The organism is Massilia rubra (assembly GCF_011682065.1).
GTDB lineage: Bacteria > Pseudomonadota > Gammaproteobacteria > Burkholderiales > Burkholderiaceae_D > Telluria_A > Telluria_A rubra.
Genome location: NZ_VUYU01000023.1, coordinates 84,333 through 96,357, shown reverse-complemented (window position 1 = coordinate 96,357; position 12,025 = coordinate 84,333). Strand labels below are relative to the sequence as shown.

Genomic DNA, 12,025 nt, shown 5'->3' with positions numbered 1-12,025 from the left:
CTGAACGGCGTCAAACGGGTGCTGCAAAGGGGGTACTGATAAAACTGCGGGGTGCTCAGCGCGAATACGTGACCGATACCGATGGGGTGACGGCACGCGTCCTGAAACGCTCCGGTTTACTGACCGGGATAGCCAGGCTGGCGTCGAACACCAACCCCTTCCACCTGCCGCGCACGCCGGCGGCGACGCCGGCCAGGGTGTCGCCGACCAGGCCGGCGGCGCTTGGCCCCGAGACCTTGCCGACGTCGAGCGCCACGAAGGCGCTGCTGTCGATGCCGGCGATGGAGGGCAAGCCGGTCGAGACATCGTTGCGCAAGATCGCGCCGCTTTCGGCCAGCAACACGCTGTCGCCGTCGAAGCCCCGCACGCTGTAGCGCCCGCCGATGCTGATCTGGTCGGCGGACAAGGTCATGTCGCCGGTTTTTTGCAGGCGCAGGCTGGCGCTGTACTGCGCTGCGCGCCCGGCCACCTTGAACGGCTGGCTGTACGAGCCGTTAAAACTAAAGATGCGCGGACGCAGGGTCAGGCCACCTTCGGCCGCGCTCGGGTAATCGTCTTCGGCGCTGCCCAGCCCGATTCCCAAGCGGTAACCGAGGTCGAGCTCGAGCACGCCCTGGCCGAGGTACTGCTTCAGGGTCACCCCGCCTTGGGCGCTGGTGGTGCGGCGGCGCTGCACGACCAGTTCCACATCGTCGAGGAAACTGCGCGCGCGACGGGTCGACAGGGCCGCGTACACGCCGACCTTGGCCGAGGCGCTGCGCCATGTCAGGTAATTCCAGCGGGCCTCGGCCGTGCTGCTGCTGCCGCTGGACAGAAAACGCGCGGTCGTGCCTTGCACAAACTGGGCAAAACGGCTGCTGCTGTGCGAGACGGAAAAGCTGTGGTAATCCCATGGAATGCTGTAATTGGCCGACAGGCTGTAGCTGCGATGGTCGCGCCTTGGCTGCTGGGCGTTAATGTTGCTGCTCAGGCTAAGGATGTCGTTCAGGCCGGCGGCGTTATCGAGCGAGAGCGATCCGGACAACTGTGCGCGACCCAGCGCTTCCGAGCCGGAATTATCGAGCGTCACAGAGCTGCGCGTGCGCTCGAGCAGGCTCGCCGCATTGCGTTCGACCAGCACCACGCTGGTGTCGGCCTCCATGCCGGGCTCGATGCGGGTCGTGACCGTCTGGCTCGGCAAACGCTTCATCTGCTCCACGCCCTGCTCCAGGTCGCGGATGTTGAGCACGTCGCCGGCCGCCAGCGGAAAAGCGTTGGTCCAGGTGCCCCAGTCGGTGTCGGCCACGTCGCCCGGCACGCCGGCCCGGACCATCTTTACGCCGGCCACGCGGCCGATGTGCAGCGCGAACACCAGCTTGCCTTCGCTCAGGTTTTGCTGCGGCAAGCTGACGCGGCTGGTGACGTAGCCCAGCGCGATTAATTTGGCGTCGAGCACGGCGGCGATCTGTCGCACGCCCTGCACGCCGACGCACTGGCCGAGGAAAGGGGCGACCGTGGACGCCAGCGAGCCGAGCTCTTGCTTGTTACCGACAGTAATGCTCTTGATCAAAAAACAAGGGGTCTCGGCCGGCAATTTGCTCAGGTCGGCCACGGGCTGCGCCGCTTGCAGCAGGTCGGCCTTGGTCTGCAATTGCTGTTGCTGCTCGCGCGTGCGCTCTTCCTGCCGGCGGATACCTTCCTGCGCCACCTCGAGCGGGTTGAGCGCAGGCGCGCCCGGCGCGGCGACTTGTTGCGCCGAGGCGGTCGAGGCCGACATGACCAATAGTGCGGCGTGCACCAGGGAGCCCAGCTTGAGCAAGCGCGGCGGAAAACAGAGCGAGGTAGAAGTTTGAGTAAGCAGCATGGCGGGCGCGTCACAGCCCACATACATGGCCTGATCTATTGCACAAATCGTAACGAGCCAAGCATTTTATCAGACATATGTACAATAAAGAAATTGTTTAGGTTCAACATTAAGTACTTTAGTTCATTGATTTCCGTTTATCATGCATATTGCATAAATATATTTATGGCAATTGTTGTAGTCACATAGACAAACCGGCGCCACGAAAGAGCATTGGCCAGCAGAATTTTTTGTTTCCCTTGGTGTCAGTTAAATACAACATCGCGTTGTAACCGATAGTGTGCGAGGCAGGCGCGCCAGCAAAACGCGGCCGGGAGCCCGGGATGGAACGCGTCCTCGCCCGATGGCCGCAGCTGGTACATTATCCTCTTGCCCGATCATCCCCCGAACGCCATGATCTGCTGCGCGTTCCAGGCGGCGTCAGCGGACCAGCGGTCGCCGGCAAAAACGGTCGCAAGGATCTGACAACACTTACCCACGCATGAGGAAGCTTCGTTCATGAACATAGTGGCTTTTGCAGCATGCGCGAGCATGTGCCTGCCGATCTTGCAGGCGCAGGCACATGGACTGGCGCCCGCGCCGGTTGGCTACCGGGTCGCGGACAGCACGCCGACAACAAGCGTGGCGATTCAAACCGTGTCGGTCGACGCGGTCGCCGGCATGCCCCGCAAAGCCGTCGTCCACGTCAATGCCATCTTGAAGGCGGCCGCGGCCGGTTTCGCCAACGAGGCCAAGCAGTGCGGCGCCGCCGCCCAAGGCCGCCCTTGGGGGTACAAATTGGCATTCGACAAGGTACTCGTGTCCCACGCCTACCTGAGCGTCGTGTTTGCCAAGTCGACCGTGTGCGCCGGGTCGCCCGACGAAGAAAAGGAAGCGCGTGTGTTTGCGCTCAAGACCGGCGAACTGGTGCCGGCGCGGGCCTTGTTCAAGCAGATGTTGCCCTCCGCAACAATCATGCCCAGCATTACGAAAAACAAGGAATTGATCCGACTCGACGAGCAAACCGCCGAAACCCTGATCGACGACAGCAAACTGCTATTGAACATCGATGACGAACGCTGCGATTTTTACCTGAAAAACGGCTCGTACCGGATCTGGGTCGAGGGCAAGAACCTGGTATTTTTCCCCGAATTTATTCAGCCATACTCTTTCTGCCAGACAGAGTATCTGATCAAGCCCGAGTAAGCCGCCGACGCGACGAAAGCCGCGAAGGCAGACCAACCAGGGCTCCAGGCAATCTTACGAGGGATATATTTCAGCAAGAAGAAAATTGTCCAACTGACCTCACTCGATCCACATCGCCGCGCCGGTCCACGCCGACGGCCGCGCCGCCACGCCGTCGAGCACAGCGCCATTGGTGGCGATCACCTCGCGGTAAAAATACGCGCTGTCCTTGAGCGTGCGCTCCTGGGTCGCAAAATTCACATGCACGATGCCGAAGCGCTTGGAAAAGCCATGCGCCCATTCCAGGTTGTCCAGCAGCGACCAGGCGCAGTAGCCGCGCACGTCCACGCCCTTCTGTATTACTTCGTGGATGGCGCGCAGGTGTTTCTGGTAATAGTCGATCCGCAGCGGGTCATGCACGCGCCCTCCTTCGGCCACCGGAGGGTCGAAAAAAGCGGCGCCGTTTTCGGTGATGTACAGCGGCGGATTGCCGTAGCGCGCAGCCACCCATTCGAGCGTGTCGCTCAAGCCCCTCGCATACACTTCCCAGCCGGTCTCGGTGTAGGTGGCCAGCGGCTGGCGCACCGCCACCGCGCGCACCGGCAAGGCGCTCGGCTCGTCGCGCGTCACGCTGCGCGTGTAGTAATTGACGCCGATGAAGTCGAGCCGCTGGCGAATCAGCTCGAAGTCTTCCGCCGGCCATTCGGGCCAGGCGTCGCCGTACACGTCCTTCATCTTTTCCGGATAGCGCCCGAAGAACACCGGGTCGAGGAACTGGCCGTTCATGTAGGCGTGGCCACGCGCGGCCGCTTGCTGGTCGGCCGCGCTCTCGCTGGCCGGGTACTTCGGTTCCAGGTTCACCACCAGCCCGATCTCGTGCTTGCCCACCTCGCGGTACACCTTGACCGCCGCGCCATGGGCGCGCAGCAGGTTGTGCGCGGCGATGGGCGCTTCGAAGCGGTTGTGGTGCCCCGGCGCCAGGGTGCCATTCAGGTAACCGCCGTCGGACACCACCCACGGCTCGTTGAGCGTGGCCCACGAGGTGACGCGGTCGTCGAGCCGCTCGAACATCACGCGCGCGTAATCGGCAAACCAGTCGGCGATGTCGCGATTGAGCCAGCCGCCCTGGTTGTCCAGCGTTTCCGGCAAGTCCCAGTGGAACAAGGTGACCATCGGCTTGATGCCCTGCGCCAGCAGGCGGTCCACCAGCTCGTCGTAGAAGCCGATTCCCACGGGGTTGACCGCGCCGCGCCCGGACGGCATGACGCGGCTCCACGAAATGCTGAAGCGGTAAGCCTGCAAGCCGATCTCGCGCATCAGCGCCACGTCTTGCGCGGAGCGGCGGTAATGGTCGCAGGCCACGTCGCCGGTGTCGCCGTCGCGGATATTACCGGGCGAGTGAGCGAAGCGCTGCCAGATGCTCGGTCCCGCGCCATCGGCCAGCGGCGAGCCTTCGATCTGGTAGGCCGAGGTGGAGGCGCCCCACAGGAAGTTCTTGGGAAATTCGATTGCGTTGCTCATGGTTTCCCCTTGGGGTGATCGACTGCGATGAAAACGGTGGCCGGCAGCGCGCCGATGCGCAGTTCACCGCCGCGCCAGTAGGCGCGTTTGCCGTTGATGGTGGTGCGCGCGGCGCGCCAACGCTCGTCCAGGACGCGCAGCAGCACGCCACCCGGCGGCCGACTCATCTTACCGCCGATCGTCATGCCGATGCCGCGCGCTTCGGCCCGGATGGTGTAGTCCAGCGTTCCATACGCCGTGCGCAAACCCCGCACGCCGACACCGGCGCCGTCAAGCCATGCGGCTGGAATGCCGTCCGCGACAATCAAGGACTGGTCGGACTCGCGCTCGTACGCAAACAGGTCGAGCGCGGAGCGGATGTAGTCAGACGAAATCCAGCCGTGCGGCATATCGCCCACGAAGCGCGGCGCGCGCGCGGCGCGCCCCACCACTTCGGCCCACTGGTTCCACGCGACGGGTCGGCGGTCGCGCATGAAAAAATCGAGCAGTTCGTGTGCGCGCCCGCGCCATCCGAGCCGCACGAAAGCGGCCACGTTGCGCAGTTCGTACGGCGTGTAATCGTTCCACTCGCGCCGGCCGTCGCGCCGTGCCACCGCCTCACGCCAGTACCGCTCGAACGTCCCGTGCAGCAGGTCTTGCGGCAGGCGCTGTTGCAGGCCGCCCGGAGACAGTGCGATCGTGGTCGAGGTGGGATCGAAATCGCCCAGTTCCGCCGCCCCGGCAAGGTAGTCGATACCGTGCGTGCTGGCGCTCAGGCGCAGGGACGCCAGCAGTTCGCGTTCGAACTGGTCGCCCTGTGCGCGTAAGGTGGCGGCGTCGGCGGCGCGATTGAGCAGCGCGGCCAGCATGGCGGCGTCGCGATAGCCGCGCAGCCCCCAAAAATTGTCCCAGTTCGAATGCATCGGCTTGGCCGAATAGCCTTCGTGGCTGATCGACGCCGGCAGCAGGCCATACAGCATGCGCCGCTGCGGCGCAAGATTGGCCGCGCTGCGTTCGGACTGGCGCTGCTGCTCCATGTAGGCCGCCGCCGCTTTCACGCGCGGCCACAGACGCGTCACCAGCTCGCGATCGTGGGTGTAGCGCCACAACTGCGCAACCAGGAAAATGAACTCGCCCTGGCTATCGTTTTCGGGCACCGGGTCGGACCCGCGCCGGTCCACGCAGCAGGGAATTTTGCCGTTTGCGAACTGGTATTGGGCGAACCAGTAGGCGTAGTTGCGCGCGACGTTATCGTTCCCGAGCCGCAGCATCGCTTCCGACATCATGGCGCCATCGCGTATCCAGGAGCGGGCGTACGAGCGCGTGCCCGGCATCAGGGCCGCGCCGTCGCGCGTCATCAAAATGTGCGCCAGCGACGAACGCAAGGTATCGACCAGCGGCTGCGCCGCCGCCGGAACGGTGATCGACACGCGGTTCAAGCGCGCGCGCCATTGCTCGGCGACTTCATCCTGCATCGCCGTCAGCCACTGCTCGGGCGTGGCGCCGGCCAGTTGCGGTGCGCCCGGCTGGCCATTCAACGGCAGCGCCAGGCCAAATACCGCCGTCGCTCGCGGCGCCAGCGTAACGTCGTACGCCAGCGCGCCGGAGGCGAAACCGGCTTCGTCGTCCACCCGCCGCAGCGCGCTCCAGCCGTCGCCCGCAAGGCGCGCCGGAATGGCGGCATGGTCGAAGGAGGACACGCCAGCCAGGCCGGGGACGGCAAGGCTCCAGACACGGGTGACGCCATCGACGGCGAAGCTGTCGCCATTCCACGCGAGCGCGCGGATCGGGCTGACGCCGGGCGGGGTATTCAAGAACTGCATCGGCGGATTGACTTGCAGCGGGCGCAGCGCCAACACCAGCCGCAAGGTCAAGGGAAAATCCGAGGTGTTGGCCAGGTCGTAGCGCGCAATCAGTTGCGAGGTGGCCGGCGTACCTTGCGCAAACGCGCTTGTGCGCAACTGCCAGCGCGGCGCCGTCCAGCTGACCGACGGTATCGGTAAATAGCCATCTTGCAGCGACTGTGACATCGTCACATCGGCCCAGGTGGCAAGCTTTCCGCTATCAATGACAAACGGTTCGATCGTAAAGCCGGCGCGCGCCGCTTCGATGGCGCCGTCTTCCGAGATCAGCCCTGTCTCGCGGCCGCCGTCGACACCGAGCACGGTCCAGTAATTCTGTTGTCCCGACATGCCGCGCGGGTAATGACCGCGCGGCGCTTCCTTCGCCAACGCCTGGAAAAAGCTGTTGGCCGAGGCGCCGTACGCCAGGTCCTTGAGTTCGATCCGCTCCAGCTGGTACCGTTGCGCCGGCGCGTCGGGCATCGTCACGCGCACGTAGCGCGCCTCCGATTCGCCCAGCAGCAGCGGATCGGCGCCGCCCGTGCCATCGAGTACCTTGCGCACGGTGCGCCAGGTACTGCCGTCATCGGAAAAAGCGACGTCGTAGCGGGCGGCGTGCAGCCCGTCGGCCCAGTGCAGCACGATGCCGCCAAATTCACGCGGCACGCCGTAATCGACTGTCACCGCGCCTGGTGTTGTTGACATGACGGGTTCGGGCGGCGGTCCCGCCGGTGCAATGGCGCGCATGCGCAGGTCGTCGATCCAGAGCGACCCGCGCCCGCCGTCACGCCCGGCGCTGACCACCAGTTCCATCCGCTCGGTGCGGCGCAAGGTGCGGTCCTTGGCCGGCCCCCAGGCAAAATCGATATGGCGCTTCTTGAAGGCGACCTTCTGCCACTCGCGCGAGATGGCGAAGTTGGGCCGGTTGACCCACCAGACGTTGTCGCCGCTGGCGTCGACCAGTTTCATTTCAAAGTTATTGAGCGCAGCGTCGGCGCGCATCCAGAACGAGATGGCGTAGTCGCCCTCGAAGTCGAGCGGCAACGCGCGCCGCGCGGCGGCGTAGCCGGCGGCGCTGCCGAAATCGAAGTCGAAGCGCATGCCCTGCCCGTCCACGCCGGGCGCGCCCGACGCGCTGGCGGTGACCCCGTCCGACACCACCGCCTTCCACGCGAGGGGCTGTTCGAAGTCGTCGAGGATGCGTTCCTGCGCCTGCGCGCTGATCATGGCGCATAACAGCAGCGGCCACGGCTTCCTCATCCCTTCACGCTACCCACCAGCAGGCCCTGGATGTAATAGCGCTGCAACACCAGGAACAGCAGCAGCACCGGCAGGATGGTGAGCACCGAGCCGGCCATCATCATTTCGTTATCCTGCACGTGCTCGCGCGAGAGCGACGCCAGCGCCACCGGCAGCGTATACAGGTCCTTGTCGGTGAGGACGATCAAGGGCCACATGAAGTCGTTCCAGCTGCCCAAAAAGCTGAAGATCGCCAGCGTGACCAGGATCGGCGCCAGCAGCGGCAGCACGATCGAGCGGAAGATGCGAAACTCGCTGGCGCCATCGAGCCGCGCCGCCTCCAGCAAGGCATCGGGAATGGTCAGCGCATACTGGCGTACCAAAAAAATCCCGAAAATGCTGGCCGCCGCCGGCACCAGCACGCCGATGTAGGTATTGACCAGCCCCATTTGCTTCATGATCAAAAAGAGCGGCAGCATCGCCACCTGCCCTGGAATCACCAGGGCCCCCAGCAGCAGCTTGAAGATGCGGTCGCGCCCCGCGAAGCGCAGCTTGGCAAACGCGTAGCCCGCGCCCACGTTGAACGCCAGCGACAGCAGGGTCGCGGCCACCGCCAGCAACAGGCTGTTCAAAAAATAGCGCCCGATGCCGGCCTGCGCGAACAGCTCCAGGTAATTGGCCAGCGTGGCCTGGCGCGGCAGCAGCGGCGGCGGAAAGTGGCTCGCTTCGCCGTGCGCCATGAACGACACGGACGTCATCCACAGCAGCGGAAACATGGCCAGCAGCGCACACAGGACCAGCAGCGCATTGACCCACACGCGCCGGGGCATGGTCCCGCCGCGCGCGCTCATTCTTCCAGCCCGCGGCCGGCCACGCGCATCTGCAGCATGGTTACGCCGAACATCAGCAGGAACAGGATGAAGGCGACCGCCGTGGCGCTACCCAGGTTCCACCACTTGAAGCCCTGCTCGTACATGAAGTACAACACGCTCACGGTGCTTTGCAGCGGCCCGCCTTCGGTCATCATGTACGGTTCGGCGAACAGCTGGAAGTAACCGGCCATGGTGAGGACGCTGACCATGAACATGGTCGGCGCCAGGGCCGGCAGGGTAATGTGACGCAGCATGGCCACGCTGCGCGCGCCATCGAGTTCGGCGGCCTCGTACAAGTCGCCCGGTATGCTTTGCAGGCCGGCCAGGAAGATGATCATGTTGTACCCAAAGTTTTTCCATACCGCGAACAGGATAATCGAGGGCATCGCAAAACGCGGGTCCCCCAGCCAGTCCACCGGCGCCAGTCCCACCAGATCGAGCCCGTAATTGATGAAGCCATAGCGTGAGTGGTACAGGTAGCGCCAGATGACGGCGACGGCCACCATCGAGGTGACCACCGGCGCAAAGAAGGCGGTGCGAAACAGCGGCTTGAACCAGGCCAGCCGGGAATTGAGCAGCAGCGCCGCGCCGAGCGAGGCGGCAATCGACAGCGGTACGCCGACCAGCACGAAAAACAGCGTATTGCCCAGCGCCTTCCAGAACAGCGGCGTTTGCAGCAGTTCCGCATAATTGGACAGGCCGATGAAACGCAGGTTGTTCAGGTCCGCCAGCGCGTACAGGTCGAAGTCGGTCATGCTCATCGCCAGCGCGGCCAGCACCGGCACGAAGAAAAACACGCCGATCACCAGCAGCGGCGGCCCCACCATCCACCATGCGGCGTGGCCCGTCTTCATGCCCTGCCCCGCTGGTCGAGCATCCAGCGGCGTTTTTCGAGGATGCGGTCGGTGCGCGCGTCAAGCTCCGTCACGGCCTGCTCGATCGTCATGCGGCCCGCCACCAGCGCCTCGGTCACGATGCGCATTTCGGTGCCGATGCGCTCCCATTCGGGCACCTTGGGCGGCGACTTGGCGCGCTCTAACTGCTCGCGAAAGGCCGCCGAATACGGATCGCCCTGCAGCGCCGGGTCGGCCCACGCGCTGCGGCGCGGCGGCAGGTTGCCGGTCATCTGGTAAAAGCGCCGCTGCACTTCCGGTTGCGACAGGTATTCGATCACCTTCCACGCCTCTTCCTTATGCTGCGACGCCTTGAACACGACCAGGCTGGCGCCGCCGGCCACCGAGGCGCCTGGGCCGTGCGGTCCGGGCAGGGGCGCCGTCATCCAGGTGTGCTGCTTGTCGGGCGCCAGGCGGCGCTTGAATTCACCGATATTCCACGGTCCCGAGATATAGAATGCGAAAAAGCCCTTCGCAAATTCATCCCACACGTTCGAAATCGCCGTGGCCGACAAGCGCGGCGCCAGGCCATTTTTGAACAGGTCGAGGTAGAACTGCAGCGTAGCCCGAAAATCGGCATGGCGGAAGTCGCCGAAGCGCCCTCCATCGCGCAGCAGCGGCGCATCCTGCTGCAGCGCCAGCGACAGCAGTTGTTCGTATTCGTTCAGCGGCAGCAGCACGCCATAGTTCTGCGGGCTGCGCTGCTTGATCGCGCGCATGGCGCCCGTCCACTCGGCCCAGCTGGCGGGCGGCGTGGCAAAGCCGGCATCAAGCAGCAAGTCCTTGCGGTAGTAAATCAGGCGCGTGTCGACGTACCAGGGCACGCCGAACAACTGGGCGTCGATCTGGTTCGAGGCCCAGATGCCGGGAAAATAGTCGGCGCTCGTGACGCCGTCGGCATGGTCGATACGATCCCCCAGCGGCTCGATCGCGCCCAGCGCCGCGAACTGGGGTATCCACGTGTTCCCGAGCTGGCACAGGTCAGGCGTGACGTCGCCGGCAAAAGCGGTCAGCAGTTTTTCCTGCGCCGACAGCCACGGCAACTGCTGCACCTTGATGCGGATGCCAGGGTTGAGCTTTTCGAAGTCGGCCAGCAGTTCCTTGACCACTTCGCCCTCGCGCCCCATGGCCCACAGGCGCAGCTCCACCGGGCCGCCGCTGCGCCGTTCGCAGCCCGCCAGCAGCAGCGCCAGCGCCGAACCGGCGACCCAGTGGCGCCGCCGCAAATTCATGGCTTGGCCCCGTTCTCGAGCCAGCCGCCCGAAAAGCCGGCGCGCCGCAAGCCGGTGCGGATCACCGGATTGCCGCGCATGACGCGCCACACCGATTCGTCGCGGTGGTTGGCGATCATCGCCAGGATCGGGCCCTGGTCGATGCCCAGGTAGTCGGTATCGATCCAGCCGAAACCCGGTACGCGCCGCCCGTTGGCCAGCTTGATGCCGAAGTCGAAGCTTGGATTGAAGGCGTCGAGGAAACCGTATTTACCGTAGATCTGCTTGCCGTAACGCGCATGCATGTCGGTCATCGCCGGAATCGCGATCTCCGGCGCGAAGGCGATCGACGCCGCCGCGCCGGTCGGCGCGATGGTGCAGTCATCGTAGTGCTCCTTGCCCATGCCGCGCCCGGCGTAGCTGCGGAACTTGCGCCGCTTGCCGCCGTCGGTAATGGTGGCGTCGGCCGGGCCGTCGCTGGCGGTCACGCCCCACAGATTGGCGCCGTAGCCCTTGCAGCCGAGCGGATTGGCGACTGCGTAGGCCTGCTGCGCGTAGGTGGCGCGCCGGCTGTTTTCAAAGTAATCGATGCCGCGCTTGCGCATGTAGGCATCCTGGATGCCGCGAAAATCGATCCACACGTGCGAATACTGGTGCCCGAAATGGGAGGCAAACCCCAGGTGCTCCTGGCCCCACGAGGTGCCCCAGGTCCTGTCGTAGGTGCTGGTCCACTCGTCCCACGCCTTCGGGTCGACCGGATGCGTGGGCGACGCCAGCGCCAGCACGTACACCAGCATCGCTTCGTTGTAGCCGCGCCAGTCGTAGGGCAGCATGCCGGTTTCGGGATGCCAGCCAAGCACGATGGCCGGCGGGCGCGCCTGCGCCCACTGCCAGTCGACGCGCTCATACAGTTCGTCGGCCAGGCGGCGGATCTCCATCTCCTCTTCGCCAGGGCCGTCGAAATACGACTGCATGTGCAGCACGCCGGCGATCAGGAGGGCCGTGTCCACGGTCGAGAGCTCCGAGTTGGAACTGCGCACGCCGGTTTTCATGTCCAGGAAGTGATAGAAAAAGCCTTTGTAGCCGCTCATGCCCTGCGCCTGCTTGCCCTGCGGCGCATTGCGGAAGAAACGCAGGGTCGCCAGCACGCGCTCGCGCGCCTGCGCGCGCGTGATGTAGCCACGCTCGATGCCGATCGGGTAGGCGGTCAGGCCGAAGCCCACCGCCGCGATGCTGGAGAACGACGGCGACGGATAGCGGTCGGGCACCAGCCCGTTGACCGGATTGGCGGTCTCCCAGAAGAAGCGGAAGGTGCGTTCGGACAGGTCGTCCAGCAGGGCCGCCGCCGGCCCCGCAGCCGGCCCCGCAGCCGCACCCGCAGGTGCTCCATGGGCCGGCGCCAGCGGCATCGTCGCGATGGCGCCAACCAGCGCGGCCATCGGCATCAAGCGTTTTCTCATCG

Annotated in this window: 8 protein-coding genes; 1 reads left to right on the top strand and 7 read right to left on the bottom strand. The window is 65.0% G+C overall.

Annotation, left to right across the window (positions count from 1 at the left end; genetic code table 11):
- Positions 1 to 55 precede the first annotated feature (55 nt).
- The gene (locus F0185_RS26180) at positions 56 to 1,843 is read right to left on the bottom strand and encodes a ShlB/FhaC/HecB family hemolysin secretion/activation protein (protein ID WP_229477193.1); all 1,788 of its coding nucleotides are present in this window, start codon (positions 1,841 to 1,843) and stop codon (positions 56 to 58) included.
- Positions 1,844 to 2,341: 498 nt separating this feature from the next.
- On the opposite strand from F0185_RS26180, the gene F0185_RS26175 reads away from it, so the two are divergent.
- The gene (locus F0185_RS26175) at positions 2,342 to 3,028 is read left to right on the top strand and encodes a hypothetical protein (RefSeq protein WP_167229488.1); all 687 of its coding nucleotides are present in this window, start codon (positions 2,342 to 2,344) and stop codon (positions 3,026 to 3,028) included.
- A 99-nt stretch (positions 3,029 to 3,127) separates the two neighbouring features.
- On the opposite strand, the gene F0185_RS26170 is transcribed toward F0185_RS26175, so the two are convergent.
- The 6 genes from F0185_RS26170 to F0185_RS26145 are packed head-to-tail and all read right to left on the bottom strand — an operon-like array spanning position 3,128 to position 12,023.
- Positions 3,128 to 4,528, bottom strand: coding sequence for a GH1 family beta-glucosidase (locus F0185_RS26170; protein ID WP_167229486.1), 1,401 nt, complete (start codon positions 4,526 to 4,528; stop codon positions 3,128 to 3,130).
- Positions 4,525 to 7,608, bottom strand: coding sequence for a discoidin domain-containing protein (locus tag F0185_RS26165; RefSeq protein ID WP_223164582.1), 3,084 nt, complete (start codon positions 7,606 to 7,608; stop codon positions 4,525 to 4,527). Before F0185_RS26165 ends, F0185_RS26170 begins: the two co-directional genes overlap by 4 nt.
- The gene (locus F0185_RS26160; RefSeq protein ID WP_167229522.1) at positions 7,605 to 8,417 is read right to left on the bottom strand and encodes a carbohydrate ABC transporter permease; all 813 of its coding nucleotides are present in this window, start codon (positions 8,415 to 8,417) and stop codon (positions 7,605 to 7,607) included. Before F0185_RS26160 ends, F0185_RS26165 begins: the two co-directional genes overlap by 4 nt.
- Before the next feature lie 17 nt (positions 8,418 to 8,434).
- Positions 8,435 to 9,313, bottom strand: coding sequence for a carbohydrate ABC transporter permease (locus tag F0185_RS26155; protein WP_167229484.1), 879 nt, complete (start codon positions 9,311 to 9,313; stop codon positions 8,435 to 8,437).
- A complete protein-coding gene (locus tag F0185_RS26150) occupies positions 9,310 to 10,584 on the bottom strand; it encodes a sugar ABC transporter substrate-binding protein (protein ID WP_167229482.1) in 1,275 nt (424 codons plus the stop codon). Before F0185_RS26150 ends, F0185_RS26155 begins: the two co-directional genes overlap by 4 nt.
- Positions 10,581 to 12,023, bottom strand: coding sequence for a glucoamylase family protein (locus F0185_RS26145; RefSeq protein WP_167229480.1), 1,443 nt, complete (start codon positions 12,021 to 12,023; stop codon positions 10,581 to 10,583). Before F0185_RS26145 ends, F0185_RS26150 begins: the two co-directional genes overlap by 4 nt.
- Positions 12,024 to 12,025 lie beyond the last annotated feature (2 nt).

Excerpts from the sequence above, each read along its gene's own strand:
- F0185_RS26170 (WP_167229486.1), bottom strand. The coding sequence starts at position 4,528 with ATGAGCAACGCAATCGAATTTCCCAAGAACTTCCTGTGGGGCGCCTCC.
- F0185_RS26145 (WP_167229480.1), bottom strand. The coding sequence starts at position 12,023 with ATGAGAAAACGCTTGATGCCGATGGCCGCGCTGGTTGGCGCCATCGCG.
- F0185_RS26160 (WP_167229522.1), bottom strand. The coding sequence starts at position 8,417 with ATGCCCCGGCGCGTGTGGGTCAATGCGCTGCTGGTCCTGTGTGCGCTG.
- F0185_RS26165 (WP_223164582.1), bottom strand. The coding sequence starts at position 7,608 with ATGAGGAAGCCGTGGCCGCTGCTGTTATGCGCCATGATCAGCGCGCAG.
- F0185_RS26180 (WP_229477193.1), bottom strand. The coding sequence starts at position 1,843 with ATGCTGCTTACTCAAACTTCTACCTCGCTCTGTTTTCCGCCGCGCTTG.
- F0185_RS26155 (WP_167229484.1), bottom strand. The coding sequence starts at position 9,313 with ATGAAGACGGGCCACGCCGCATGGTGGATGGTGGGGCCGCCGCTGCTG.
- F0185_RS26150 (WP_167229482.1), bottom strand. The coding sequence starts at position 10,584 with ATGAATTTGCGGCGGCGCCACTGGGTCGCCGGTTCGGCGCTGGCGCTG.
- F0185_RS26175 (WP_167229488.1), top strand. The coding sequence starts at position 2,342 with ATGAACATAGTGGCTTTTGCAGCATGCGCGAGCATGTGCCTGCCGATC.